Source organism: Guptibacillus spartinae (genome assembly GCF_028610625.1).
Taxonomy (GTDB): domain Bacteria; phylum Bacillota; class Bacilli; order Bacillales; family Guptibacillaceae; genus Guptibacillus; species Guptibacillus spartinae.
Map to the genome: position 1 here is coordinate 704,063 of NZ_JAQQWU010000001.1, position 23,496 is coordinate 727,558.

The following is a 23,496-nucleotide window of genomic DNA, read 5'->3' on the forward strand; positions in this document are numbered from 1 at the left end:
AATAACTAAACGTGATAAATAATTATTGTTTTTCGATAAATGTTGTTTTACAATAAAACAATAACGAAGTGAGGTGTTTCTAGTGAATCGAGGATCCACGTATTTCTTAAGGCTTACGGTCTTTCTATTTGGAATCGCGGTTTTATTGCTATGCTTGTTTGCACTTCCGTGGATCGCGAAAGAAGTATTAGAGAATTCAGAAGGCTTGGCTACTTTGGTTTATCCTGTATTAATCGGAATGTACTTGGCTGCAATTCCCTTTTTTATCGCGCTATATCAAGCTCTAAGACTGTTAAGTTTAATTGATAAACATGAGGCGTTCTCACCACGATCGGTAAATGCATTAAAAGTGATAAAATGGTGTGCCGTTGCGATCAGTTTCGTTTATATAGGAGTGATGCCGTTTTTCTATCTGATAGGAGAAAAAGATGATGCTCCAGGTGTCGTTTTAATCGGTCTTGTCTTTATATTTGCTTCACTCGTCATTGCCGTATTTACTGCGGTTCTTCAAAAATTAGTAAGAAGTGCCATTGAGATTAAATCTGAAAATGATTTAACAGTTTGAGGTGTTGACTATGGCCATTATCATTAATATTGATGTCATGCTTGCTAAAAGAAAAATGAGCGTTACAGAGCTTTCTGGAAAGGTGGGGATCACCATGGCGAACCTTTCTATTTTAAAAAATGGGAAGGCCAAGGCGGTGCGTTTTTCTACGTTAGAGGCGATTTGTAAAGCGCTAGATTGTCAGCCAGGAGACATTTTGGAATATAGAAGTGATGAGGATCACCATGATCGATAAAGTTGTTAATGGAGAATGAGTTTATGAGGGCAATTAAACAACTCACATCTTTTGGATTGGAACAGGCGCTTTCCTGTTTGTTTCCGGTTATTATTTTCGCTTCCTTAGCCATCACTCAAGTCGTAACATTCCCTGTGCTACCACGCTATGATTGGCTGCTAATTATTTGTCTTTTCATGCAGTGGATGATGGTTCGCTCAGGTCTTGAAACGGTTGACGAACTCAAGGTCATTACACTGTTTCATGTGATTGGGTTAGCGCTTGAACTGTTCAAGGTGCATATGGGTTCCTGGTCTTATCCTGCTGAAGGTTACACAAAAATTCTAGGTGTCCCTTTATATAGTGGGTTTATGTATGCAAGTGTTGCAAGTTACCTTTGTCAGGCATGGAGAAGATTGCGTGTTCAACTCATCAACTGGCCCTCAAATTGGGTAGTCGTTCCCCTTTCAGGCGCTATCTACTTGAATTTCTTCACACATCACTATTGGATTGATGTGCGCTGGTGGTTAGCCTTTCTCGTGATCACTGTATTCTGGAAATCATGGGTCAATTACGAGGTTAATGGACGAAGATACAAGATGCCAATTGCGCTCTCCTTTTTTCTGATTGGCTTTTTTATATGGATTGCAGAAAACATCGCAACATTCTTTGGTGCTTGGGAATACCCAAACCAAACGGATGCCTGGAGTCTTGTCCATCTAGGCAAAGTAAGTTCCTGGCTCCTCCTCGTGATTGTTAGCTTCTTGATAGTAGCGACATTAAAGCAAGTTAAAACACATCCTCCTCGTTTAAAGAAATCTCGTCAATCTAGTAATACGATAGTTTTATTTTCAAAAAGAAAGGATATGGAAGATGACTTCTAAACAAGCCTGCTTAGGATGCCATTTAGCCAATAAAAAAGAACCTGCTCATGTTGTATACGAAAATGAACTCATCACCTGCATTTTGGATATTGAACCGTTTAACGAAGGTCATCTGTTGATTCTTCCTAAAAACCATTTCATGGATGTAGAAGAGTTAGACGAGCCTACCGCGAATGCCGTTATGGTAGCTTCCATGAAGCTCGCTAAAGCGATCAAACAAGCTTATGCACCTGATGGCATTAGCATCTGTCAAAATGGCGGTCTATTTAACGATCTAGGCCATTATCATATGCATCTTATTCCAAGATTCCAGGGTCAGCCATTTTATGATGAAGAGGACCTGGATAATGGAAAAGCCAAAAGGGGATTAGCGGCATCGAGTTTGCAATTAAGGAAGTATCTGTAATAGATAAGAAAAGACCATCGTGCTCATTGATGGTCTTTTTTACCTTCAAATTATGATTGAGCGGGATATTTTTTAATCTCGCATCGAACCTGCTTCTCGGGAGGTCATTGCCCCATCTCCCATACTGACATCTTTTTTGATTTCCTGTTTTACTTTTTGGGCATCAGTTCCTGCGTATTTTGGTTTCATGATCGACCCCAAACTCTCTTTAGGCTGTTGTTTTTGCTTCATTAAGACCCTCCATTACTTAGTTAGTGATTTTTATTATTCACTAATAACATAGAGTTTTATCCAAAATGTGTATGAAATAGGTATCTTTGGAGCTTAACTCAATAATCTTCCATTGAAGAAGTACATGACCGAGCTAAGGATGTCTAGTGAAAATACTTATCTCATGGATTGGAAGGTAAGTTTATTTTAAATAATCAATGAATTTATTGTATTATTGTTCTTTTTTTGAAATAATTGACAGTAGATCTTAGGAATGATTGATATTTTTGTCCTGTTTTAAATTAGACATGTTAAAACTATAAATCTACCATATGTATGGGGTAAAAGAAGAGTTTCAAAGAAAATGAGGTGTGATCGTGATTATCATGGTAAATGGAGCTTTCGGTGTAGGAAAAACGACCGTTGCACAAGCTTTATTAAAAAATGTCGACAATAGTATGATCTATGATCCAGAAATAATCGGATTCGCGTTACGAAACATCATTCCAGAAGAAGTTCAGTTACAAGAAGCGAAAGCAGGCGATTTTCAAGATCTGAAGTTGTGGAGAGAGCTGACTGTCGAAACAGCTGCTCGTTTAATCACTCGTTATCACATAAACTTAATCGTTCCCATGACAATAAGAAACCCTGATTACTTTCAATACATTTTTAATGGATTGAACAAATGGGATGAGACGATTTATGCTTTCTGTTTAACAGCTAGTAAAGAAACCATTGCGACAAGGTTATTTAATCGAGGTGAAGTAGAAGGCGCATGGTGCTTTCATCAAACTGATTCTTGTGTTGATGCATTTGAGAGATATCCTTTAGGAGAGTCGATCTTAACAGAAAATGTGAGCATACCTGCCGTAATTGAAGAGATAACTCAAAGAATACGTTTAAAAGAGAAGAGTAAGGGACTTTGATAGACATCTCAGTTTAACCTACATATGAAACGTTACAATCTTAAGCGATGCTGATGCTCTTATAATTGAGCATCACATTGTTAAATGAAGAGGATGGAAACATATGGTTAAAAGGTTGCCTTTCAAGCGGATAAAATGGCCAGGTTGGGTTGTTCTTATCTTCTTAGGAATTTTCATCGTTATTGGAATTGGGAAGTGGGTGGGGGATAGCAGTGCAAAGGGCGTTCAATTGAAAAGTAAGGGGGAAACTTCGATTGAATTTAACCAAGATACAGATGAGACAAATCGTTATACGATGTTGATTAATACCCCGGTTATTGAAAATTCATCACTAGCTAAATCAATTCAGGATTGGGTTACGAAACAGAAAGAAATTTTTCTATCTGAAGTGGAAGCTGAAAAAGAGCATCTTGGTTCAGGTTACCGCGCGCATTTAACGATTCTAGTTGATGTGAAAAAAGGCCCGAATGAAACAACGAGTTTGGTTTTTCATTCTTCTCATATAGTGAATACTGTTTCAGATAATAACTATGTAAAAATTTTTACGATGGACTCCACTCATAATCCCCTAAATTTAAAGGAAGTATTAACGAGTTATGATAAAACGTTAGAGACAATTCGTTCAAACCTTAAAGAACAATTAAAAATGAATGAAACGATCAAAAATGAGTTAATCAACAAAAAGCTTAATGAAGTTTTACAAGAGCCAAATTCTTGGAACTGGTTGGCAAATGAAAACTCGCTAACACTCTATATGGATAAATCAAAACTGACAGAGAGTAAAACAGGGATGATTGAAGTTAACATTCCGCTCGAAGAAAAAAACACAGGTGGACGTGAACAGTCAGTACTTAAACCTGGTGAAAAATACGTTGCCCTTACTTTTGATGATGGACCTAGTCCTGAAGTGACACCGCGCGTGCTAAAAATCCTAAAACAGCATCATGCAAAAGCAACTTTTTTTATGTTAGGCAGTCAAGTAGAAAAGCATCCTTCCCTTGCTGCGCAAGTTGCCCATGCTGGTCATGAGATTGGAAATCACACCGATCGGCATATCAACCTGACCCAACTAGAGAAGTCACAATTAGTGAGGGAGGTTACCAACTCAAGTCAAGAGATTGAAGAAGCAACTGGGCATATTCCTACGCTCATAAGACCTCCTTATGGAGAGATCAACTCACAAGTCGAAGAAGTTGCGAGATCGAACGGTTCCTCTCTTATTCTATGGTCAGTCGATTCACTGGATTGGAAAAGTAAAAATGCGGAGGCCATTAACGAGGTGGTGCAAGAAGAAGTTGTGTCAGGCTCGATTATTCTCTTGCATGATGTTCATCCCACTACGGCCGATGCACTACCAAAACTTTTAACTACACTTGAACAGGAAGGGTATCATTTTTTAACGGTTTCTCAATTGCTTTCAACTCAGGAAAAATATAGTGCCGGTACTTATTATGGAAAGAGCTAAGAGCGTTATAGCTTCTAGTATTCAAGATTCAAATGATAAAAGAATAGGTGGACCAGGATGAAAAATCGATTGTCAAACAGGCGGAAAAATAGGCGTAAGAAAAAATTACTTATAGGAACAGTTATCCTATTGTTTATGGTTATTGGAGTTTGCAGTTATTTAGGATATCAAATCTATGACACGGCAATGGAGTCTTATAGCGAACTTGATCGGGATCAAGAAATGTCTGAATTGAGAGATACAAAAGTGGATATTGGAAATGAACCTATTTCAATTCTACTTCTCGGAATTGAGGATTATTCTTCTGATGGAAAGGGAGGGCGAGCAGATACCCAGGTTGTCTTAACCCTCGATCCTCAGGTTAAGGATGTAACGATGACTACGATTCCGAGGGATACGAAAGTGGATGTTCCTGAAGAGAAAGTTGGTACTGAATATGCGGGAACCCATAAAATTAACGCGGCCTATACATACGGTTATCTAACAAAGTACGGAGCCAAAAAACTAGCTGTCGAGACGGTGGAAGATCTTTTGGATATACCAGTCGATAAGTACGTTGCGGTTGATTTCGATGGGTTTCATGACATTGTTGACGCTATAGGGGGCGTAGAGGTAGACGTGAAATACCCTTTTTGGGAGAAGAACTATTATTCCAATGATCGGATTTATTTCGATGAAGGGATTACCAAAATGAATGGAGAAGAAGCGCTCGCCTTTGTAAGAATGCGAAAACGTGATGTGAATACCGTCTATTCAAGAGACCAACGTCAAAGGCAGTTTATTAAAGCAACGGTTGATGAACTCAAGTCAGGGGACACGATCTTTGAAGTCAATAAGATCTCAGACGTGTTAAAAAATAACGTTGAGACTAACTTAAAGCCAGGTGAAATGCTTGCCTTACAGAGAAAGTTTTCCTCACTCAGTTCAACTTCAATTGAAACAAAAGAAATGGTAGGCACAACACCAGATGTGGCCGGTCCGTCTTACTTCATACCCGACTTAAATGAATTAGAAATGCTGAAAGAGGAGTTGAAAAACGCGTTGAGGTTATCATGATTTAAATTAGTGAAGTGAATTTCGTAGTGTTTCATAACAACATTTGGGAGGTAGTTAGAATGGTTTTTGAAATGACGACCCAAGTTCGGGTTTCCAATATGGAAGAAGGACGTCAGTGGTATGAGAAATTGTTAAAGAAGAAACCCGATTTCATACCACATGAAGGATTTGCAGAATGGGAACTTCTACCTGGGTGTTGGCTACAAGTTGCAGAAGGTCATGTCACAGAGGGAAATGGTCCATTGCGGTTAGGGGTGACCGATATACTAGCTGAAAAAAACCGATTAATTAAAGAGCTACATATAGAAGAGTTCGACATCCATTCAAGGACAGAAGTTCCGGTAAAATGGGGAACGTTTGCGGATCCATGGGGAAACCGTCTTGGTTTTTTTGAATATATTAACAAGAAAGAAGAAGAGAAACAAATGAAATCAACTTTGGGGAAAATGGAAAAATAACCTATTTCGTTACGTTCAACTGTAGTATTTAACGAAGTCTAAGTCAATCAGATTAAATTGTTCGGGAGGTCAATGGATGTTTGAGAGAATCGATACCTTTTGTGTTAGAGTGAAAGATATTGAGAAATCAAGCCAGTGGTATGAAGAATCATTAGGATTGCAAGTGATCTTTAAGGGAAAAGGATACCGCATATTAAGAGTCGGAAATGGGAGTGTACCTTTAACCATCGAAGAGGGAGAGACGAATCCTAGTTCAAATCAAAGTTACCCTATTCTTTACTCAAAAGAAATTGAAAAAACCTATAAAAAACTAAAAGAACAGAATGTTCGTACAAGTGACATTCATCACGATGAGGATAATTACTACTTCGATTTTTTTGATCCTGATCACAATAAGCTGCAAGTATGTTTCTTCAATGAGTCATAAAGGGGAAGCAATTCGAGAGGGGGAGGGAATGAACCCAACATTACCTCTAACACAAAATGAAAGAATGCAACTAAGAAAAGCCAACGTCAGAATAAATGAAATACATACGTTAACCACTTCAGAAATAGCCCAAATCTTGCATGTTTCAATTGAAAGGGCAAAAGTCTATAAAGGCTTAACCGATTTTCAATCAGTTCCATCGATTGGTTTTCAATTAGCCGACAAGTTGGTAGCGATCTTAAAAATCCATTCATTGAATGAAATAAAAAATCAAAATAGTAGTGATCTATTCAATGAGTTAGAACAATGTTTAGGTGTTTGGACGGACAGTTGTGTGGAAGATCAAATTCGTTGTGTGATTCACTATGCGAATCACCCGAATAGTAATAAGAAATGGTTCAATTTCACAGAGGAACGGAAAAAGCACAGGGCAATAATAGGTTATCCAAAGAATCGCCCTAAAAAAGCCTGGTATGAATAGGAAGAAGGAAAATGAAAAATAAGGGGATTGGAAAGTTATTTTTCTATAGTGACCAAGTCGTTGAATCTCCTGGAAACCAACGTCTGGACGCTTTGCTGTTTGAAGGATTGGAAATAAGCACGATTAAAGTAGGATATATCCCTTCCACGGAGGAAAAGCGTAAACAATATTTTCAAACAAAAGTTCAATATTATCAAGATTATGGTGTAACGAATATTCTCTATTTTGATTTATATACGGAATTTAATTCATTAAAAATAAAAGAGTTGTTACAATGTGACATTATTCATCTTTCAGCAGGTAACCCGATTAATTTTAGCAATGCTATGAATCTTCGTGGCATGAATAAAGTTCTAGAGGAGTATTTACAAAGCGGGGGAATCATTGTAGGGGTAAGTGGAGGTGGCGTTCTACTCGGGGATTCTGTTAACTTATTTCAGCTATTTATCGATGATTACAAAAAATCATCTCACACGTTGCAGTTTGTAGATTTTGAATTTCTCCCTCACTATAATCGTTGGAATGAAGACTTTAAACAAAAGGTAAGGCAATATTCGGAAAGAAAAAAAAAAGAAAATCGTTTGCGTTAATGATGGAGATGGACTAATAGTTGAGGGAGATTCGATCCACATGATTGGTAATGCTCAAGTGATTGATGGATCCTAATTTTTATCTTAAAAGGTGCTTTATTAGTAAAGGGAAAGCTGAGTGTAATTCGGCTTTCCCTTTTTTTCACGACTAGCCTTCTCGAATAATTCGCTCTGCAACGTTTTTTCCGCTAATCACGACCATCGGCGATCCACCACCAGGATGCGTACTGCCTCCAGCGAAGTAGAGGTTTTGTATATCCTTTGATTGATTTGACGGTCGAAGAAAGCTGTTTTTTAAAGAGTTCGAGGATATGCCATAGAGGGCTCCTCGGAAAGCATGAAACTTTTTTTGAATCTCATTAGGACCGATCACCTTTTCGACAACGAGGTGATCTCGAATGGGTAGTCCCTTTGCTTCCAATCGCTGATAGATCTTTTCTTTATAGTCTTCTAATGAGATGTCATTCTCTTTTGTAAGTGGAGGGGCATTCACTAGAATAAAGAGATTATCTCCGTCTGGAGAAATAGAGGGATCCGTTACAGAAGAATTTGAAATATAAATGGTAGGATCCTCTGGCCACTTTTCGTTAAACAGCGTTCTAAATTCTTTTAAATAATCTTTTGAGAAATAGACTTGATGGTGCGTCAGGTTCGGGAGCTTCGTCGAAAGCCCGGCCATGATGACGAATGCTGAAATTGATGGAGAAGATCGCTCGATTTTTTTATTAGGCAGAGAAGGACGATTTTTCTCCGCTACAAGCGCAGGATAGGCGTGAAGCAAATCTCCATTAATAATAATATAGTCGACAGGATACGTATTCGTAGCTGTTTTAATCTGACGTGCTTCTTTCTTCTCAATATCAATGCTCGTTACCTCTGTATTGAGGTGAAAGGTGACGCCGAGTTGCTTTGCTGCGCGTTCAAGACTATCAGCAAGCTTTGTATTACCGCCTTTAACATAATAAACTCCCTGTACCATCTCCAAGTAACCAATCATGGCAAACGTTGCAGGTGATTGAAAGGGAGAAGAGCCAATATAAGTTGAATAACGGTTAAAGGCTTTAAGGAGAAGCGGATGCTTGAAATACCGCTTGTGAAAATGATTCATTTTTTCAAGCGGCCGTACTTGAACAACCGCGTTAAATAAACTGGGAGACAGGTAATCTTTCCAGTTAGTAAACATCTTAGGAAAAAACGAGTTCTTAGATAATTGGTAAAGACGTTCGATTTCCTTTAAGTAGTGTGAATAGTTTTCTGCGGCAAACGAGTCAAGATGTTGTAGCTGTTCTTTCATAAACGTTTCATCTGTACTCATCATAAACGATTGACCATCGTCATCGACGTTTTTTGTATGATGATCGAGTTTAATCCAATGATAATAATCTCGAGGATTCAGGTTTGCTTCTTCAAAGATTGAATCAAATACTTCTGGCATTGTCATCGTATTTGGACCAAAGTCAAAGTGATAGGTGCCCATTTCCACAGGCATCATTTTCCCACCCGTATAAGCATTTTTATCAAAAACGTGAACATCATATCCCTTGCTAGCTAGTTTAATTGAAGCTGATAGTCCACCTAGACCAGCTCCAACGATGGCAACTGTTTTCATGAATACGTTCTTCCTTTCCAAACATATCCCTTCTGTTTTAATCCTTTTCGCATGGAATGGATAAGAAGAACCATAAATGCAAGAGCACTAAACGGCATGAGGAGGGATAGTGTGATTCGCTGTTCTGTTCGAAGATCAACCCATGCCTTCTGGAATACAATTAGAAGGTAGGGAACGAATAAAGTGAATTGAAATGATCCTGTAAAAGATGTATAAAGCCCAATTAGTATTAAAACGAGTGGGCCGATATAGAAGCAACCATAAAATAGAAAAAGAAAAGCAATGAGAAAGCGAGATCGCCCAAGACCTGGAAATAAATTTTTGGTGAAACCATTCCAAACTTCACGATTTGTTTGATACATAAAGCACGTGACCATCTTAGTGATATTAGCAAGAAGCACATGCTTTCCTTCCCTTTTAAAGGCTTTTGCCAAATCAATATCATCAAGCAGCGTGTCTCGAATGCTTGCATGACCACCAACCTGTTCGTAGGCATCCTTATGAACGATCATAAATGCCCCATGAGCTGCAGTGAAGGCGGGAAGCGTTGAATAGTTAGCTGGTGCTAAAGGAAGATGAAAAAAGACGACAAAATGTTGGAGCGGCACGAGTAATTTTTCTAGAAATAAGCTGACTGGAAAAGCAGGGAAACCAGTCAGCATGGAAGCGCGTTTCCTTTGCATTAATGCAACTGATGTTTGAATGGTATCAGGTGATAATCGAAGATCCGCATCATTGAACATCAAATATTCACCTCTAGCATGCTCACTAAGCTGATGGCAAGCGTACACTTTACCTGTCCAACCTTCTGGAAGCTCGTTACCTTCGAAGATAGTAAAGCGAGAATCGTTTTTTGTATACTTTCGAAGCAAATGTAAGGTTTGGTCACTTGAATGATCATCAAGAAAGAGAACTTCGAAATGAGGATAGGTTAGCTTTTGTAAACTAGTAACAAGATCCTTCACATTTCGTTCCTCATCACGAAGAGGGACGAGAATGGATACTAGTCCATTCTCGTCCCCCGTCTTCTTAAGGCGCGGCATGAAGAGTGAATTAATGATTGTCCAAAGTAAAAATAAGACAAGTATAGATATATAGATCAATATCATCAAACAATCACCTCTTCCTCCGTCGCTTTGTTCTTTTGGGTTATGGTCTTCTTATATGTGACTAAAAGTAAAAGTGTGGGAACGAACGTTAACAAGCAGGCAAGCCATAATCCGTCTAATAATGCTAAGAAAATAAACATCCCCATAACCATTCCAAACAGCAAGACCATACGATTTTTCCATAGATTAAAAGCCGTTTTATTTAATACCTTATTTCGCATATAAAGGGGATAGAGTAACAGATGGAAAAAGAATGATACCCAGAACCACCCGGTAAAGTTTTGAAAAGGAACGTTATAATACGCGCCATCACCATCCCAGCCCCAATATCCTTTCACTAAATAGGCGACAGGATCAATAATTAAATCGATTAATACTGCAATCAGAGAACCTGTTAGAGCATAAGCTAGCCACCTCATGTACCCTTGTTTCATCTTCTCGATCAATTGCAAGGAAAGCACATGGGTAACGGCGATCACCATAATCCAGGCAAATCCAATTCCAATAGGAACATCAGCTATTTTGAAACCAAAATCGCCTGAGTAATCATATTGACCAAAGATTAAGCCATAATGAACGCCGAGGCCTTCAGCGATCATACTAAACACAAAGATAAAGGAGGCATATAATAGCCCCCGAAATGGTCCGAAAGTACGAATGAAATATAGACTTCCTAATATCCCACATAGAATAAGGAAGAAGGCGTTTGCCCAATTTAAAAAAGGTGGTAGCAGGTCGAATCCTACGAGAATCAACCCGCAACCGTACCAAAAAATAAAAAATCGAAAAATCACGTTATCCCATTTCATGATGCGAAGGTCCTTTCTTAGCCAGTTTGCTCATCTTTCAATTTCTGGTCCTCCGCAATTAAGTCCGCAGTGAGTTGACCTGAGAGCGTGACCATTGGGACACCGCCGCCTGGATGTGTTGAACCACCTACAAAGTATAAATTATCGACCAACTGACTTCTTGATGGAATTTTAAATCCACCGTTCACCTTTCGATCTGTGGCTACACCGTAAATTGAACCGCCGTTTGACCCATATAATTCTTTTATATCATCTGGAATAAATTGATATTCGAATTCGATTGATTCACGAAGCCCTGTCATACCCATACGCTCAAGTTTATCTAGGACAATTTCACGATATCTCCCACGATGTTGTTCAAAACTCTCGCCAGGCTGAAGGGGTGGAACATGTGTCAGTACAAATAAATTTTCTTTGCCCGCAGGAGCCTGCGTTGGATCCGATTTTGAAGAAACACCTATATAAACCGTTGGATCATCTGCTGGGACGCCCTCGTCAAAGATTTGCTTAAACTCAAGTTCTGGATCTTTTGAGAAAAAGAAATTGTGATGTTGTAAGTGATCGAATGTTTTGTTTACACCTAATAGCATAACAAGACCAGAGACTGTAGGCGTATATTTTTTCATCTCTTCTTTTACTTTTTCTGCTCCAGGTTCACCCTTTAGTAGTGTCTCGTGAGCCGGAATACCTTCAAGGTTACTAACAATTAAATCAGCTTCCATCATCGTTCCATTAGCTAGCTTTACGCCAGCGGCTTTTTTGTTTACCGTAAGAATTTCAGCCACTTCTGTATTTACTTGAATGTCGACACCTAGCTCATCAAGTAGCTTAAGCATTCCTTCAGCAATTTTGTACATTCCACCTTCAACATAGTAGATTCCTAGGCCAAGTTGAACATAGACAAGCTGAGATAGAATGGCTGGAGAATGATAAGGTGAAGAGCCAATATACATGATAAAGAAGTTAAATAGCTGTTGGAGATGTTTGTCATCTAGATATTTTTCAGTAGCCTGATTCATTGATTTCATCGGATTCATTGTAAGAAGATCTTTAAAAGAATGAAGCTTCTGTAAATCTTGGATGCCTGATAAGCTTTTTTTATAAAAACTTTTCAAGCTAAGGTCAAACATCGTTTTGCAGTAATCTAAATAAGAGAGGAAGTTAGAATAATCTTTCTCTGAGCGTTTATGTACCTCAGATAACATCACGGCAATGTCACTCGTAACATCAATCTGTACACCGTCTTCAAAAAAAGTTCTCCACTGAGGTTCAATTCGTTTAATCGACATATAATCGTTTACATTTCGATCCGCACTCTTAAACAACTTCTCAAGTACCCAGGGCATTGTAAGAATCGAAGGGCCGGTGTCAAACTTAAATCCCTGACCAGAACGCTTGTTTAATTTACCACCAGCTCGTTCATTTTTTTCTAGTACAGTCACTTGATGCCCATCTGCTGCGAGACGGATAGCTGCTGAAAGTCCACCAAGACCAGCCCCAATAACGATCGTTTTTTTGCTCATTCCTTCTCCTCCTTCATCTTATTAGCGTCATGAATCGACTTTTGTACACTGTCATTGTATAGTTTAGGTATAACCTTTGTAAAGGAATCATAACGCTGTTAAAGTGTTAAATGTACTTAAGGGAACATTACCTGAAATTGGATAAGTTAAACAACTTAGAAGTGAGGAATGCCTATGCAGATGATCCATTTATCTACTTTAGCCTTAATCTTGGTGAACATTTTTGCGTGGCTAATCTTTCATGTATCTATCTCTTATATTTGCCTTCGCTTGCCAGATTCCTTTTACCAATCAAAAAAAAGTGAGGTAAACAATCGAAAGCGAGAACTTTATTTATATGAAAGCTTACGAATTCGGAAATGGAAAACCATTCTACCTGATGGGGGAGACGTATTTAAAGGTGGATTTCGAAAAAAAGAATTAAAAACACTCAGTTCTTCTTATATTCAAAAATTTATCGTCGAGACGCGACGTGCAGAAGTGACGCACTGGCTATTGATTCCACCATCCATCTTGTTTTTCATATGGAATCCATTAACCATTGGAATTACTATGATAGGTTATGCACTGATTGTTAACCTTCCATTTATCCTTATTCAACGGTACAATCGACTAAGGTTAAAACCATTACTAAATAAGCAGTTGAAAAAAGAGGAGCGTAGGGGGGATTCCATTGGAACATTTGGGGTTTGATCAAACCGAAAAAAGAAAAAACGAACATATCGATATTTGTCTGACAGAAGAGGTTGAAGGAGAAGGGTTAACAACAGGGTTAGAACGGTATCGTTTTAAGCACAATCCTTTACCTGAGATTGCTTATAATGAAGTGGATATTTCGACTTCATTTCTAAATAAGAAATTAAACACACCATTTTTAATAAGCTCAATGACAGGTGGAACAGAACGAGCGTGGCAAATAAATCAGCGACTTGCAAAAGCCGCGGAGGCACATGGTTGGGCGCTTGGAGTGGGTTCGATGCGTGCGGCAATTCAAGAATCGAAATCAGTTTATTCATTTGATGTTCGAAAATATGCCCCTACCATCCCAGTTCTGGCGAATATTGGAGCTGTTCAACTTAATTATGGTTTTACGGTTGAAGAATGTAAGCGATCGATCGATTTAATTCAAGCTGATGCGCTCATACTTCATTTAAATCCATTACAAGAAGTCTTTCAACCTGAAGGCGATACAGACTTCCAAGATTTAATTGTGAAAATACGCGAAGTAGCTAAGGCGATTCCTGTTCCACTTGGAGTAAAAGAAGTAGGCATGGGGATTGATGCGAAAACAGCTCAGCGGCTTATTAGTGCCGGAGCAAGCTTTATCGATGTAGCCGGTGCAGGCGGAACGTCATGGATTCAAGTAGAAAGCTATCGTTCTCATCAAACGATGCGCCGACAGGCAGCGAAAGCTTTTGAGGATTGGGGAAATCCCACGGCGGATTGTATTATTGATGTACGAAAGCAGCATCCTGATGTTCCAATGATTGCAAGTGGCGGGCTAAAAAACGGCGTGGACGCTGCAAAAGCAATTGCTCTTGGTGCAGATGTCTCTGGATTTGGGAGAGCACTACTTGAAAATGCTGTAGATGATAGCGAAGAAGCCCTATCAGAACAGTTAAAACGCATTGAATTTGAACTAAGAACAGCCATGTTTGGTATAGGTGCTTCGTCGATCAACAGACTAAAATACAATAGCGCCTTACGTAAGAAATAGTCAGAGCCGTTGCTCTGGCTTTTTTGTTTTTGAATAGGTCGTCCTCATGCGTGCAAACTAGAGCTGAAGGAGGGCGAACTTATTGGACTGGTTATCTGTGTTCCCTTTTATCGTCGTCATTTTGGTAGCGATGAAAACAAAGCTTGTAATCCCGGGTCTAACAGCAGGGCTATTAACAGCTTCATTTATTGATAAGCCTGGCGTTATTATTGGATTACAACAGTTTTATGAGTTTATTATGAGTGGTCTGAAAGATGAAAATAATATTAAAATTGTTCTCTTTCTTTATATGTTTACCGGATTAATTGGATTAATGAAAAATACAGGTGGTATAAAAGGATTTGTTCATCTCGCTTCTTCAAAGATTAATACAAAAAAAGGAGCTTTATTTCTTACCTGGATTTCAACAATTGGAACATTTAGTGCTCCAAGCTTTCGTATTGTAACGGTAGCCCCAATTATGAAAGCTCTCTTAAATAAAGTAAAGATTACCCCTCAAGAACTTGGTTTTGTCATTGAGACAACGGCAACTCCAGTCATTGTTTTAATGCCGATAGCGACTGCATTTGTTGGATATATGTCGTCGGTCGTTCAACTTTCACTAAAGGCAGAAGGAATTGAAGGCGATGGTTATCGCTTTTTTTTAGAAAGCATTCCCTACAACTTCTTTTCTATAAGTATCATCATTATTGGTTTTTACTTAAGCTTTTTTCATCATCGAAAAAAACAGGCGACTGATGCAGGTAATCAAGAAAAGGAGCTTGATGATCAGTGGGAGGACTGCCATCCTGCCGTAGCAAAGGACCTTCCGAAAAAACCGATGAATTTATTGTTGCCACTAGGTGGGGTTATCCTTTTAACACTATTACTTACTTATTGGAGTGGGTATGAGAAAGGGTTTCATTCTATCATTCAAGCGTTCATCGAAGCTGATGTTTTAGATGCGATGGTTTTTGCGCTTCTAACAACAGTCCTACTTACGTTCGTTTTCTATTTATTTCAGCGTTTCTCTTTGAAAGAACTCGTTTCCTCATTTATTGAAGGTGGAAATGAGATGATGCCTGTCATTGTATTATTAACAGTCGTATGGGGACTTGCTGCTTCCACTGAAGCGCTCGGATTTTCTGCATTTGTGACATCTAATCTTGATTGGATTCCATCTTTGTTCGTTCCGCCTGTTTTGTTTCTTGTTGGCGCATTTATCTCTTATTTCATTGGTTCATCGTGGGGGACATGGGGTATCTTAATGCCTCTTGGAATTTCACTTGGCCATTCAACTGGGACCGATTTACCTCTGGTTATTGGAGCTGTATTTGCTAGTGGAACATTTGGTGCGTTCGCTTCGCCACTAAGTGACAATACAAATACCATTGCACGAATCTTGAAATTAAACCCGATGACCTATGCTAAATTTAAGCTAACGCCTGCCCTTATTGCAGCCGGGGCGGCGGCTGTCAGTTATTTTATTATTTCTTTCGTGGCTTAACAGATTCGTGAGCACTTTTGTATTGACAACTGTTTTAATACCCTTTATTATTGAAAATAACTTAATAATCCTTTATATAAAGGATCTTCTTATTCAGAGAGGTGGAGGGACTGGCCCTTAGATACCTCGGCAACGGACCAATGAACATATTGTTCACTTGGAACCGTGCCAATTCCTGCGGCGAAAGTCGAAAAATGAGAAGAGGCTCGGTCAATCCAAACCCTCTTCTGTTCGGTCAGATGAGGGTTTTTTGTATGCTCCCACATCTGGAAAATTGTTTAAGTAGAGGGAGTGAATGATATTGCATACACTAGTGGATAACGAAACAAGAAAACAGCAGCTTATTAAGACCCTTCTCCAAAAAGGAATTTATAAGAAGGGTAACAAACAGCTTTATATGTTAACACTAAATGAACTTGAAAACATATATGCGCGATCAGAGAAAATGAATACGATAACTGGAAACGGAGTGGTCACAGTGGCGCAAGCAACATTTGCAGCAGGGTGCTTCTGGGGTGTAGAAGCGCTATTTCAACAATTAAACGGAGTCATTTCAACATCAACAGGATTTACTGGTGGTGAAACGATTAACCCTACGTATGAAGACGTTTATTCAGAGTTAACAGGGCATGCAGAATCTGTTCAGGTTGAATATGATCCTACTCTCATTTCTTATGAAGAGTTGGTTGAAGTTTTTTTTGAGAATCATAACCCAACTTCTTTAAATCGCCAGGGGGAAGATATTGGAACACGCTATCGTTCAGCGATCTTCTTCCATACAGATGAACAGGCACAAATTGCCCTTCTAGCAAAAGAAAAACTTGAGCAATCTGGCCGCTTCAAGAAACCGGTTGTGACTCAAGTTGTTCCAATGACATCATTTTATCGTGCAGAAGAGTATCACCAGAGTTATCTAGCTAAAAGAGGGCAGTCTTCTTGCAAAATCTCTTAATACTAAAAAGCTTTACCTCGTCTCACGAGGTAAAGCTTTTTAATTGGGCTGATTTACACCAATTTGATCAAGGAATACTTTTCCTTTTGGTGAAGCGTTAAATTCAAATGTAATGGATTCGATCTCTTTCGGCTTCATTAAGGTATTATCTTCAATAAATCGTTGCATTGGGATGTTAAACGTTTGAAGGACGGGTTCAGTCTCTTCACCGTACCGTCGTTCTTCAAAGTACTTTGTTTTCGTATGCTTTATAGGGAGAACCCCGGGCATCGGCATAACTTCACTTAACAAGACGCTAGTAGATTCACCACTAGATGAGCTTACAGTAATAACAAAGTCAAGCGGCTGCTGATCTTTTGCATCTGATACGTTTGCGGCAGTAAACGTTAACGCACTATTCGATGAGAAGGAAAATGGATCTTGCAATGCTTTTGTAAAGTGGAGAGAGTAGGAACCATTTGTGGAATAAGACTGATCCCATTTTAAGAACACACCGTGAGTTCCTCTGTCTTTCTCTCTCCGAAATTCAAGTTCTCCTTCATACCATTGAAGGAAGCTATTTGCTTCTATTTCGATAAATGGAGATGTTGCGGTTAGCACGTTTACATCTTCTTCAAAGTCACTGAAAATATGGTAAGAGGAATCTTCGTACTTACTAATATAGGTCGTATGAGGTAGCCAATTTAAGGCGTAACGGTAGTCCTCAAACATCGGTTGATAGCTTTCATCTTTATGAAGAGTCGTTTCAAGAAAACCAGAAACGTATGTACGGGCAATTTGACGTTGTTCTTCCCCTTCAAGTAAAGGTTGTTTATTTAAGAGTAGCGTAAAAGGAAAATATGTATCGTTTTCTCCCCAAGTCGAGTTAAATTGTCCATGATTCGCACCATCAATATAAAGGGCGGCTTTTATCTTTTGTTCACCACCTGTTAATTCAATGCCGTTGTATTGGCGATCTCCTTCAAATTCAGATAAATCACTATCATATGACCCGCCAACCAATAAGTAATTCACATCATCTACATTAATTTTTCGATCAGAAAGGGTTTGATAGTCGGTAGGAGCAAGAGCAATCACCGTTTCAATGTTGTAGTCGAAGTTAAATCGCATATTGGCGTTATCTGGATAGCGATCAAGTTCATTAAATTTTGTCGCAAGAATGGCCGCTTGTCCCCCTCGAGAATGTCCGATTAACGCAATATGATCCATATCAACTTTATTGAAAAACGGCGTATCCTTTTGAGTTGATAGTGCCTCGATTTCTTCAATATGTTTTAGTAACAACCAGGCTCTGCCATTAATATCTCCAGCAACACCACCGGACCACGATGAATTGAAAAAGTTTTCATCAACCGATACGGTGATAAACCCCCTACTTGCGAGTAACTCCCCAAGATAATTGTAGCCTTCATCAGAAAAGTCCTCCATCTTATGATTTCCGTGTACCACAAGAACGAGGGGAAAAGGGCCGTCACCATCTGGCATGAAGACACGTCCGTTTAATGGAACATTCGAATCTTTGAAGCCCCAAAACCATTCTCGTTCCTTAGACCATTCTCCGATCATACTTGAAGCGTTAACTGAACTCGTTTTAAGATCAACATTTTTACTAAATTCATCACGTTGTTTATCTGTTCCACTTCCGTATGTAAAGGTTTGAACCGTATACGAACCAGCACTTGCAGGATTCTCGCTCACTGGAGAGAAGGGTTCCACATTGTTGGCAAGCCGCTCATCCATGATCCCGGGGGTGAAGAGCCAATAACAGAAAGTGCCAGTTACTAAAACGCCTAACAAAAGCATTATCCAAGAAAATGGCTTTTTTAACCCTTTCTTTAACGAATAGCCAAAGAGTGATCCAGTGATTATGCCAATACCTACTAGAAAGTAAGCAAGAGGGAGAATGTTTTCCAGACTACGAAATTGATCTAGTGTGTAGATCATTATTGCAAGTGAAATTCCAATACTAGAGATGAAAAGAGCAGGAAGCTTTTTCAACTTACCGATAAACCAGGTGCCAATCCCTACAGCCCCCCACGTGCTAACAATGGCGATAAGAAAAAAAAGAATGATGTCGATCCATTTCCCAAGACCAGTATGGAAATCAAAACCAATGGAGAAGATGAGAAGCATTGTAATTAATAGGGCTCCGTAAGAAGCCCCTTTCCAACTAGCGATGAAGAAGGATTGTATAGGTTTTAGGAGTGGTGAAAATTTTTTAAAGTTATTTTTCTTATGCGTTTCTTTACGTGTCTTATCAAGCTCTGGTTCTTGTTCCACATGAATCCTCCATTTCAATAAATGTTACTGTTATTATAGCAAACACTAAAAGAAGAAGGGGATATTCCTATTACTGCTTCGTCTCAAATGTAGTTCGTTCATTTAATTGTCAAAACGAGTACAGCAAAGGATTTGATTCTCTCTTACATAAGTCGTACAATAAAAGTAAGATTTAATGTGAAGTTTTTCACAAACGTTTGTTTGTGATCTAGATAAAGGTGGGGATTGAGTGAAGAATGAGCTTAAAAGATATGCTTCCGGTTTTGAACTCACACATCTGTTCATGATCTTTGGCGCTTTTTTTATTGGTGCTTCGATCATCGCACAGGCCTTTCTAATAGTTGATATTGTAAATAAAGTTTTCGTGGGGAAAACTTCTTTTGCCGAAATTGTCCCTTTACTTATAAGTTTGCTCCTAGTGTTAGTGATACGGCCATCCTTATCATACTTAATGGGAAGAGCTGGCGTGACGATGGCTGCTACAGTAAAACAAAGAATTCGAAAAGCGCTATTGGGTAAATTTTCACAAGAGGCGTTACTTAGCTCTCGCATGGGCCAATCCGGACAAAAGGTGAGTATTTTGCTCGATGCCGTTGATGAGATCGACGCTTATTATAGTAAATATATTCCGCAAGTGTTCAAAACGGCAGTGATCCCAATTTTCATCTTAATTGCTGTTTCAACTCAGCATATTGAAACGGGACTAATCATGATGGTAACGGCGCCGTTTATACCGCTGTTTTATATTATTATTGGAATTCGAACACAGAAAAAATCTGAAGAGAAGCTTGAACAAATGACCGTTTTTTCTGGGAGGTTTTTGGATACCATCCAGGGATTAACGACGTTAAATTTATTCCGACAATCAAAGAAATATCGAACGATTATGGAAGAAAGTAGCTTGAATTACCGCGACGCAACAATCGAAGTGCTTAAAGTTGCTTTCGTTTCGTCTTTAATGCTCGAGCTCATCTCCATGTTAAGTATAGGAATTATTGCACTTGAAATTGGTCTTCGTCTTATTGTGTTTAATAGCATGTCTTTTGCCACAGCGTTTTTTCTTCTTATTCTTGCTCCAGAGTTCTACCTTTCACTAAAAGAACTGGGTAGTGCCTTTCATACTGGTAGAGGGAGTATGAGTGCGATGAGTAAGATAAGTGAAGAACTACGAAATGAGAAAGAGGAAGTAACATGGGGAGATTGTCCACTAAAAAGTGAAGAAGGTCCCCCCACGATGACACTTAATAACGTTTCCTATCAGTACAATGAGAGTGAATTCGCATTATCAAAAGTAAATTTTAAGATTGAGCCATATAGCAAAACGGCGGTCATCGGGCGAAGTGGGTCTGGCAAGTCGACGCTGTTGAACATCATTGCTGGATTGCTACCATCACAACAGGGTGAGATTACTATAAATAAAGAACCGTTATCCAGCCTAGAAGAAGAGAGCTGGTTTTCACAGATTAGCTATATTTCACAAAACCCTTATTTGTTTACTGGAACAATTGCTGAAAACATCTGTATCGGTTCAAGAAATCCAAGTCAAACTGAAATGGAAGAGGCAGCAGAAAAAGCAGGTATTTCAGCATTTGTTGCTACATTAGAAGAGGGTTATGAAACCATCATTGGTGAATCAGGTCGTGGTTTATCAGGAGGAGAAAAACAGCGGTTGGCACTGGCACGTGCGTTCTTGAAGAAGCCTAATGTCATTCTGTTTGATGAACCAACTACTGGGCTTGATTTGTTTACTGAAAAAGTCCTACAAACTGCCATTCATTCGCTATCTGAAAATGCAACAATGATTATTGTTGCGCACCGCCTTCATACCATTCGGAAAGCTGATCACATAATCTTACTTGAACAAGGAAAGGTGATGGCTGAAGGAACTGATAACAGCCTTTATGAATCAAGTGAGCTATATAGACAGATGGTAAGTGCTCAAACAGATGAGGTGATTTTATGAAAGAACTAACATTTGTATGGGGTGAAATGCTGAAAGAGAAAAAAGATATCGTCCTCTCGATTTTATTTGGTTTCATCGCAGGAATTACGGCCGTTGCTTTATTTGCATCAAGCGGCTATTTAATTTCTAAAGCGGCGCTCTCATTACCTGTTTTTGCACTAGCGATTTTAACAGCGGTTGTGAAATTTTTTGGTCTTGCTCGTGCTGTGGGGCGCTATTTTGAAAGAATTTACTCCCATCGAGCCACTTTTACCATTTTAAGCAACATGCGCGTCTCCTTTTATAAAAAACTTGAACCTATTGCAGCAGGTTTATCTCAACGGTATCGAAGTGGAGAGTTACTGGGTAGAATAGTCGGAGATATTGATCGACTTCAGCATTTTTACTTGCGAGTCTTTTACCCACCAATTGTCTTTATTTTGATTTTTCTTGTGACAATTTGGTTTACCTTAGTCTTTTCAATTGAAATAGCGTGCTTGTTGTTGTTAGGCGTTGTCTTTACAGGACTAGTCATACCGGGATTTTTTGCCTGGCGTCTACGTAAAAAAGATCAGGCCGTCAGGAGACTTCGAGGAGAGTTTGCAGCTGAATCAGCTGAATTTTTCGATGGGTATCGGGAATTGAAGATCATGAGAGAAATCGAGAATAAAAAGAAGGCCCTCGAAAACCATTCGAATGAGACGTTACTTGCAGAAAGCAAAGCAGGCAATGCAGAAGTTTTTCACCAGGCGATTAATTCCTTTACCTCTTTATTTGTCACATGGTGTGTGATTGGGGTTGGTTCGTATTTCGTTACATCGGGAGAATTAAATGGTCTATTTCTCGCCATGCTTGTTCTTATTTCTTTAACCTCCTTTGAGAACGCAGTGCCAATGGCGATTATACCAGCCTATTTACAAGACAGTATTGTCGCTTCTAAAAGACTTTCATCTGTCAAAGGCGAAGCAAGGAATGAAGTTCAGGGAAAGACTGAGCTACCGAAAGGGAAGCCGTTTTGTATGGCGGCGAATCAGGTCACTTTCTCCTATCCTGGAGAAGCGAGAAAGGCATTAAATCACGTAACGGTTCATATACCAGCAGGAGGAAAAACGGCGATTGTAGGGCCAAGTGGTTCTGGTAAGTCTACCCTTTTACACCTTTTTCTTAAGTTCTATGAAAGCGGCGGCCTAGAAATGAATGGTGAGTCGACCCTAAAGCTATCGCAGGAAAAAGTTTGGGAGGTAACGAATGTGGTTCTTCAACAAAATCATTTTTTCTCAGGATCCATTCGAGATAACTTGAAACTCGCTGGTGAGACGTTAACCGATGAACAGTTACGAAACACCCTTCACGTTGTCCAGCTAGAACATCTTTCTCTTGATTATCATGTTCAAGAAAAGGGTGCGAATTTGTCTGGAGGCGAACAGCAACGTCTCGCAATTGCACGAGCTCTGTTAAAAGGAAAGAGGGTGTGGATGCTGGATGAACCGACTTCTTCCGTGGATCTTTTGACGGAAAGAGTGATCCTAAACCATCTATTAAATCAAGCCAAAGAAGATACGCTTTTACTGGTCAGTCATCGGCTAAACAACCTTGAAAAAATGGATCAGATTATCGTAATGGATTCAGGTGAAATTGTAGAAAGTGGGACGTACAAAGAATTAATGGAGAAAAAAGGATATTTCTATGAAATGAGAGAAATCGAAAAAAGCGTTCTGCTTTAAATCTATCTTCCAATTTCCTGCTGTTATTCAGCAGGGATTGGAAGTTTTTTTAAGTTTTCACAAAAAACTTTCATGATCTTTCACTCTCAACCCAAGAATGAAAATAGAGCATTCCTTCCATAATGGAGATACCGTGAACAGTGAGTTTCAACGTGCTCTTTAATGGTGGTTCGACCCTGTACAAAAAACTGTTGGATGGAATTTGGTGCACAACCCATTGTTAGCTCTCTCTACCGAGAGATGACTACGAACAGAAAAATGTTTAAGTTCAAATTCCTTCCACTGTTTACGGAATCTATCTCATAAAGGATGGCTTTGAACATGGAAGTTTTGTATAAACAGTGTGCTGGCTTAGATGTCCATTCTGAAACCATAGTGGCCAGTGTTTTACTAGAAGACGACCAACGCAATGTTACGAAAGAGACAGAGACCTTTCCGACGTTGACAAAAGATTTATTTCGTCTTTTGAAGTGGTTGGAAGATCGACAAGTGACCCACATCGCAATGGAAAGCACAGGGATCTACTGGAAACCGATTTATAATATTCTCGAAGATTATTTCGATATTGCTCTCGCTAATGCGCAAAGAATTAAAAACGTCCCTGGTCGCAAAACGGATGTATGCGATGCAGAATGGATTGCCAAGTTATTGCGGCATGGACTA

At 39.2% G+C, this 23,496-nt stretch carries 24 protein-coding genes and 1 riboswitch; of the genes, 18 read left to right on the forward strand and 6 right to left on the reverse strand.

The annotated features are described in order from the left end of the window. The first annotated feature begins 82 nt into the window (after nucleotides 1-82). Genes PQ511_RS03760 through PQ511_RS03775 form a run of 4 tightly spaced genes read left to right on the forward strand, consistent with a single transcriptional unit; the run spans nucleotide 83 to nucleotide 2,069 of the window. A complete protein-coding gene (locus tag PQ511_RS03760; protein WP_273850577.1) occupies nucleotides 83-565 on the forward strand; it encodes a DUF2975 domain-containing protein in 483 nt (160 codons plus the stop codon). Nucleotides 566-575: 10 nt separating this feature from the next. Beyond that, a complete protein-coding gene (locus tag PQ511_RS03765; RefSeq protein ID WP_273850578.1) occupies nucleotides 576-800 on the forward strand; it encodes a helix-turn-helix domain-containing protein in 225 nt (74 codons plus the stop codon). Between the two features lie 23 nt (nucleotides 801-823). After that, on the forward strand, nucleotides 824-1,663 hold the full coding sequence (locus PQ511_RS03770) for a DUF817 domain-containing protein (RefSeq protein ID WP_273850579.1): 840 nt from the start codon (nucleotides 824-826) through the stop codon (nucleotides 1,661-1,663). After that, nucleotides 1,653-2,069: an HIT family protein gene (locus tag PQ511_RS03775; protein ID WP_273850580.1), complete on the forward strand. Its 417-nt coding sequence runs from the start codon at nucleotides 1,653-1,655 to the stop codon at nucleotides 2,067-2,069. Before PQ511_RS03770 ends, PQ511_RS03775 begins: the two co-directional genes overlap by 11 nt. Nucleotides 2,070-2,141: 72 nt before the next feature. Here PQ511_RS03775 and PQ511_RS03780 read toward each other — a convergent pair whose 3' ends face one another. After that, nucleotides 2,142-2,300, reverse strand: coding sequence for a hypothetical protein (locus tag PQ511_RS03780; protein ID WP_273850581.1), 159 nt, complete (start codon nucleotides 2,298-2,300; stop codon nucleotides 2,142-2,144). 365 nt (nucleotides 2,301-2,665) lie between these two features. Here PQ511_RS03780 and PQ511_RS03785 point away from each other — a divergent pair, with 365 nt between their 5' ends. The 7 genes from PQ511_RS03785 to PQ511_RS03815 all read left to right on the forward strand — a co-directional run bounded on the left by PQ511_RS03785 (nucleotide 2,666) and on the right by PQ511_RS03815 (nucleotide 7,682). Further along, nucleotides 2,666-3,205, forward strand: a complete 540-nt coding sequence (locus PQ511_RS03785; protein ID WP_273850624.1) for an AAA family ATPase — start codon at nucleotides 2,666-2,668, stop codon at nucleotides 3,203-3,205. A 103-nt stretch (nucleotides 3,206-3,308) separates the two neighbouring features. Continuing rightward, nucleotides 3,309-4,670, forward strand: coding sequence for a polysaccharide deacetylase family protein (locus PQ511_RS03790; RefSeq protein ID WP_273850582.1), 1,362 nt, complete (start codon nucleotides 3,309-3,311; stop codon nucleotides 4,668-4,670). A 57-nt stretch (nucleotides 4,671-4,727) separates the two neighbouring features. Continuing rightward, nucleotides 4,728-5,726, forward strand: a complete 999-nt coding sequence (locus PQ511_RS03795) for an LCP family protein (protein ID WP_273850583.1) — start codon at nucleotides 4,728-4,730, stop codon at nucleotides 5,724-5,726. Nucleotides 5,727-5,785: 59 nt separating this feature from the next. Beyond that, nucleotides 5,786-6,184 (forward strand): VOC family protein, encoded by a 399-nt coding sequence (locus PQ511_RS03800; RefSeq protein ID WP_273850584.1) that lies wholly within the window; start codon nucleotides 5,786-5,788, stop codon nucleotides 6,182-6,184. 76 nt (nucleotides 6,185-6,260) lie between these two features. After that, entirely contained in the window at nucleotides 6,261-6,611 is a 351-nt protein-coding gene (locus PQ511_RS03805; RefSeq protein ID WP_273850585.1) for a VOC family protein, read from the forward strand. 28 nt (nucleotides 6,612-6,639) lie between these two features. Next, entirely contained in the window at nucleotides 6,640-7,092 is a 453-nt protein-coding gene (locus PQ511_RS03810; RefSeq protein WP_273850586.1) for a helix-hairpin-helix domain-containing protein, read from the forward strand. An 11-nt stretch (nucleotides 7,093-7,103) separates the two neighbouring features. Next, nucleotides 7,104-7,682, forward strand: a complete 579-nt coding sequence (locus PQ511_RS03815) for a Type 1 glutamine amidotransferase-like domain-containing protein (protein WP_273850587.1) — start codon at nucleotides 7,104-7,106, stop codon at nucleotides 7,680-7,682. 148 nt (nucleotides 7,683-7,830) lie between these two features. Here PQ511_RS03815 and PQ511_RS03820 read toward each other — a convergent pair whose 3' ends face one another. From PQ511_RS03820 to PQ511_RS03835, 4 genes are read right to left on the reverse strand one after another with little or no spacing between them, the layout of a single operon-like run. After that, nucleotides 7,831-9,291 (reverse strand): phytoene desaturase family protein, encoded by a 1,461-nt coding sequence (locus tag PQ511_RS03820; protein ID WP_273850588.1) that lies wholly within the window; start codon nucleotides 9,289-9,291, stop codon nucleotides 7,831-7,833. Next, nucleotides 9,288-10,400, reverse strand: a complete 1,113-nt coding sequence (locus tag PQ511_RS03825; protein ID WP_273850589.1) for a glycosyltransferase family 2 protein — start codon at nucleotides 10,398-10,400, stop codon at nucleotides 9,288-9,290. The genes PQ511_RS03820 and PQ511_RS03825 overlap by 4 nt, the downstream gene beginning before the upstream one ends. Next, nucleotides 10,400-11,209 carry a carotenoid biosynthesis protein gene (locus PQ511_RS03830; protein WP_273850590.1) on the reverse strand — a complete coding sequence of 270 codons (810 nt, stop codon included), beginning with the start codon at nucleotides 11,207-11,209 and terminating at the stop codon, nucleotides 10,400-10,402. The genes PQ511_RS03825 and PQ511_RS03830 overlap by 1 nt, the downstream gene beginning before the upstream one ends. Nucleotides 11,210-11,226: 17 nt before the next feature. Further along, nucleotides 11,227-12,732 carry a phytoene desaturase family protein gene (locus PQ511_RS03835; RefSeq protein WP_273850591.1) on the reverse strand — a complete coding sequence of 502 codons (1,506 nt, stop codon included), beginning with the start codon at nucleotides 12,730-12,732 and terminating at the stop codon, nucleotides 11,227-11,229. A 174-nt stretch (nucleotides 12,733-12,906) separates the two neighbouring features. Here PQ511_RS03835 and PQ511_RS03840 point away from each other — a divergent pair, with 174 nt between their 5' ends. From PQ511_RS03840 to msrA, 4 genes are all read left to right on the forward strand, one after another. After that, nucleotides 12,907-13,425, forward strand: a complete 519-nt coding sequence (locus PQ511_RS03840; protein WP_273850592.1) for a glycosyl-4,4'-diaponeurosporenoate acyltransferase CrtO family protein — start codon at nucleotides 12,907-12,909, stop codon at nucleotides 13,423-13,425. Beyond that, nucleotides 13,406-14,449 carry a type 2 isopentenyl-diphosphate Delta-isomerase gene (gene fni / locus PQ511_RS03845; protein ID WP_273850593.1) on the forward strand — a complete coding sequence of 348 codons (1,044 nt, stop codon included), beginning with the start codon at nucleotides 13,406-13,408 and terminating at the stop codon, nucleotides 14,447-14,449. Before PQ511_RS03840 ends, fni begins: the two co-directional genes overlap by 20 nt. A 130-nt stretch (nucleotides 14,450-14,579) precedes the next feature. Continuing rightward, on the forward strand, nucleotides 14,580-15,935 hold the full coding sequence (locus PQ511_RS03850) for a Na+/H+ antiporter NhaC family protein (protein WP_420541654.1): 1,356 nt from the start codon (nucleotides 14,580-14,582) through the stop codon (nucleotides 15,933-15,935). An 86-nt stretch (nucleotides 15,936-16,021) separates the two neighbouring features. Further along, a riboswitch (SAM riboswitch) is annotated at nucleotides 16,022-16,136 on the forward strand. 100 nt (nucleotides 16,137-16,236) lie between these two features. Further along, complete coding sequence (gene msrA / locus PQ511_RS03855) at nucleotides 16,237-16,887, forward strand: peptide-methionine (S)-S-oxide reductase MsrA (RefSeq protein WP_273850597.1); 651 nt, start codon at nucleotides 16,237-16,239, stop codon at nucleotides 16,885-16,887. 39 nt (nucleotides 16,888-16,926) lie between these two features. Here the strand turns inward: msrA and PQ511_RS03860 are convergent, their stop codons facing one another. Then, complete coding sequence (locus PQ511_RS03860; RefSeq protein WP_273850599.1) at nucleotides 16,927-19,167, reverse strand: hypothetical protein; 2,241 nt, start codon at nucleotides 19,165-19,167, stop codon at nucleotides 16,927-16,929. 229 nt (nucleotides 19,168-19,396) lie between these two features. Between PQ511_RS03860 and cydD the strand changes: the two genes are divergently transcribed. From cydD to PQ511_RS03875, 3 genes are all read left to right on the forward strand, one after another. After that, the gene (cydD, locus tag PQ511_RS03865) at nucleotides 19,397-21,130 is read left to right on the forward strand and encodes a thiol reductant ABC exporter subunit CydD (RefSeq protein ID WP_273850600.1); all 1,734 of its coding nucleotides are present in this window, start codon (nucleotides 19,397-19,399) and stop codon (nucleotides 21,128-21,130) included. After that, nucleotides 21,127-22,833: a thiol reductant ABC exporter subunit CydC gene (cydC, locus tag PQ511_RS03870; RefSeq protein WP_273850601.1), complete on the forward strand. Its 1,707-nt coding sequence runs from the start codon at nucleotides 21,127-21,129 to the stop codon at nucleotides 22,831-22,833. The genes cydD and cydC overlap by 4 nt, the downstream gene beginning before the upstream one ends. A 321-nt stretch (nucleotides 22,834-23,154) precedes the next feature. Continuing rightward, on the forward strand, nucleotides 23,155-23,496 hold a 342-nt coding region (locus PQ511_RS03875), incomplete at its 3' end, for an IS110 family transposase (RefSeq protein ID WP_273850602.1).

Bases quoted from the DNA above. Each gene is read 5' to 3' on its own strand.
- PQ511_RS03765 (WP_273850578.1), top strand. From the start codon at position 576: ATGGCCATTATCATTAATATTGATGTCATGCTTGCTAAAAGAAAAATG.
- PQ511_RS03770 (WP_273850579.1), top strand. From the start codon at position 824: ATGAGGGCAATTAAACAACTCACATCTTTTGGATTGGAACAGGCGCTT.
- PQ511_RS03775 (WP_273850580.1), top strand. From the start codon at position 1,653: ATGACTTCTAAACAAGCCTGCTTAGGATGCCATTTAGCCAATAAAAAA.
- PQ511_RS03780 (WP_273850581.1), bottom strand. From the start codon at position 2,300: ATGAAGCAAAAACAACAGCCTAAAGAGAGTTTGGGGTCGATCATGAAA.
- PQ511_RS03785 (WP_273850624.1), top strand. From the start codon at position 2,666: ATGGTAAATGGAGCTTTCGGTGTAGGAAAAACGACCGTTGCACAAGCT.
- PQ511_RS03790 (WP_273850582.1), top strand. From the start codon at position 3,309: ATGGTTAAAAGGTTGCCTTTCAAGCGGATAAAATGGCCAGGTTGGGTT.
- PQ511_RS03795 (WP_273850583.1), top strand. From the start codon at position 4,728: ATGAAAAATCGATTGTCAAACAGGCGGAAAAATAGGCGTAAGAAAAAA.
- PQ511_RS03800 (WP_273850584.1), top strand. From the start codon at position 5,786: ATGGTTTTTGAAATGACGACCCAAGTTCGGGTTTCCAATATGGAAGAA.
- PQ511_RS03805 (WP_273850585.1), top strand. From the start codon at position 6,261: ATGTTTGAGAGAATCGATACCTTTTGTGTTAGAGTGAAAGATATTGAG.
- PQ511_RS03810 (WP_273850586.1), top strand. From the start codon at position 6,640: ATGAACCCAACATTACCTCTAACACAAAATGAAAGAATGCAACTAAGA.
- PQ511_RS03815 (WP_273850587.1), top strand. From the start codon at position 7,104: ATGAAAAATAAGGGGATTGGAAAGTTATTTTTCTATAGTGACCAAGTC.
- PQ511_RS03820 (WP_273850588.1), bottom strand. From the start codon at position 9,291: ATGAAAACAGTTGCCATCGTTGGAGCTGGTCTAGGTGGACTATCAGCT.
- PQ511_RS03825 (WP_273850589.1), bottom strand. From the start codon at position 10,400: ATGATATTGATCTATATATCTATACTTGTCTTATTTTTACTTTGGACA.
- PQ511_RS03830 (WP_273850590.1), bottom strand. From the start codon at position 11,209: ATGAAATGGGATAACGTGATTTTTCGATTTTTTATTTTTTGGTACGGT.
- PQ511_RS03835 (WP_273850591.1), bottom strand. From the start codon at position 12,732: ATGAGCAAAAAAACGATCGTTATTGGGGCTGGTCTTGGTGGACTTTCA.
- PQ511_RS03840 (WP_273850592.1), top strand. From the start codon at position 12,907: ATGCAGATGATCCATTTATCTACTTTAGCCTTAATCTTGGTGAACATT.
- PQ511_RS03850 (WP_420541654.1), top strand. From the start codon at position 14,580: ATGAAAACAAAGCTTGTAATCCCGGGTCTAACAGCAGGGCTATTAACA.
- cydC (WP_273850601.1), top strand. From the start codon at position 21,127: ATGAAAGAACTAACATTTGTATGGGGTGAAATGCTGAAAGAGAAAAAA.